The organism is Bacteroides sp. OF04-15BH, assembly GCF_003477995.1.
Lineage (GTDB): Bacteria > Bacteroidota > Bacteroidia > Bacteroidales > Bacteroidaceae > Paraprevotella.
In genome coordinates this window covers 3,751-6,089 of sequence record NZ_QUEM01000065.1, presented here as the reverse complement: position 1 = coordinate 6,089, position 2,339 = coordinate 3,751, and the positions used below count along the sequence as shown (strand labels likewise).

At 35.7% G+C, this 2,339-nt stretch carries 2 protein-coding genes and 1 pseudogene; all 3 read left to right on the top strand.

Going from position 1 to position 2,339, the window contains the following annotated elements; all coding sequences use genetic code 11:
- Positions 1-983: RHS repeat-associated core domain-containing protein (locus tag DXA74_RS15450; protein ID WP_304650914.1), on the top strand; the 983-nt coding region annotated here is incomplete at its 5' end.
- A 107-nt stretch (positions 984-1,090) separates the two neighbouring features.
- The gene (locus tag DXA74_RS15445) at positions 1,091-1,915 is read left to right on the top strand and encodes an ankyrin repeat domain-containing protein (protein ID WP_118529023.1); all 825 of its coding nucleotides are present in this window, start codon (positions 1,091-1,093) and stop codon (positions 1,913-1,915) included.
- 139 nt (positions 1,916-2,054) lie between these two features.
- Positions 2,055-2,339: pseudogene (locus DXA74_RS16745) on the top strand (RHS repeat-associated core domain-containing protein); the annotation flags it as partial.

Here is a 2,339-nt window from a genome sequence, read left to right as displayed (position 1 = left end):
ACCCAGACCATTTGGGTAGCAGTAGTTACATCACCAACCTTAATGGCGAGGTGGTGCAGCATATTGAGTATGTACCTTTCGGTGAAGTGTTCGTTGAGGAACGAAACAACATATGGAATACACCTTATCTCTTCAACGCGAAAGAATTCGACGAGGAGACGGGATTGTATTACTATGGTGCGAGGTACTATGACCCGAGGCTGAGTTTGTGGATTTCTACGGATCCTTTGCAGGAAAAATATCCTTATACAAATAGTTACTGTTTTACATCTAATAACCCAATACGTTTTGTAGATCCAGACGGTCACGAACCAACTCCAGCTGAAGCAGCTAGAATTGCTGCTCATGTTTATGGAGACAAAAAAGATAATATCTTAACAGGAGGTTGGAGAGTTTCACGAAGAAACTTTAAAATTAAGTTGACAGATGAAACAAGTTTAAGATCATTGGTTTACGAAAGGGTTGTAGATGGAAAAGTTACGGAATATGTATATGCCACAGCTGGTTCTGTTGAATTAAGAGATTGGAGCGAAAATATTAAACAGCCATTAGGCTTGTCAAAACAATATGAAAAAGCAGCAAATAATGCCAAACAATTATCTAAAACTCTTGGTGATATGGAACTAAATTTTGTTGGTCATTCATTAGGTGGTGGAGAAGCTGCCTTAAACTCTTTAGTTACAAGTAATGATAAACTAAAAGGTAGAAAAGCATTTACGTTTAATGCAGCAGGAGTTAGTGATTTGACAAAATTCAAAGAGGGAACGTGGAAAACTCCATTCAAATCTGAAAAAAAGATAGAAGCTTATATTTTACGAACAGACCCTCTAAATATTCTTCAGAATAGAAGCCCTGCAATGCCTGATGTGAATGGGAATAGACATTATTTATCTCCCAAAGATTTACCTTCAGTTTATAATGGTCACAGTATAGATAATATTATTAAAAATTTTGGTGTTAATCCTGATGAGTATAAGAAATAAGAACATTTAAATCAAACTGTGTTGGCAAAGATTAAATAAAAAAACAACTTTGCTAGCACAGTTTTTGTAGTAAATCATAACACCGTTTATTTACAGATCGAGTAGTAATGAAAGCAATGATTATACAATTAGTCTTCTCCTGTTTACTATTTTCTTGTTCAAATAATAGCAGGGAAAAATCTGTAGATAGTTCAGAACTATCTAATATAGATTATCGCCTTTTTCAAAATACACCAGCTTGGGAATTAGCCAAAGCTGTGCAAGAAGAGGACATGGATAATTTTGATAAGATTATTTCTGAAAATCCGCAAATAATCAATTATCAAGAATCCAAATATGGTAATACTCTTTTAATGTTAACGATTATAAATCAACAATTAAAACCATTTAAGGCATTACTAAAGAAAGGAGCAGCTGTTAATACACATAACACATTTGATGGCACATCACCTCTTATTGAAGCTTGTTCTTCTAAATACTACAACATTATTTTTACCAAAATACTAATTGAGTATGGTGCTAATATAAATGATATTGAAACAGGAAAAAGGAGGCAAGAGAATAGTACACGACTTACGCCTTTAATGGCGGCTTCCAAAACTGGGAATTTAGATTTGGTTAGATTTTTAGTGTCGAATGGGGCTGATGTAAATTACCAAAACGAATTTGGTCAATCAGCGTTGAGTGAATCTGTAATGACAGACAATTATAAAGTAGCTTATTATCTATTGCAAAATGGAGCGAATTATAACTTACCTATTTTTTACCGATATGATTATTCTATACCAATAGAAAATAGTGTTCCCGGAGATAAAGGGAAACCAATGTTTTTAATGGATGTATTAAAAGAAGATGAATCTGATTTTTATACAGATGAGTATAAATACAAAACACTAATTATTGATTTTTTAAAAGAACAAGGGGTTAAGTAGATGCTTTGAATTAGATTTTTGAGATACACTAAAAAACAGGTGCTATTTATATTCATATAGCAACGCCTCTCAGAACCGTATCGGTAGATTGATGCTCCGCGAGGACGGAACAGGTGCCATTGAATACTTCTATGGCAAGATGGGCGAAGTCACCAAGACCCGCCGCACGATGATTGTGCCTAACCAGGCGATAGCAACCTACGTGACGCAATGGACTTACGACAGCCACAACCGTCTGTTGGAGATGATTTATCCTGATGAGGAGAAAATCACCTACTCTTACAACCTCGGAGGTCAACTTGAAAGGGTTCATGGCGACAAGTCATACGGCTACGACTATGTGAGCAAGATAGGCTATGACAAGTTCGAGCAGCGCACATACTTGAAGTATTGCAACGGTGCTGAGACTTTCTACACCTACGAT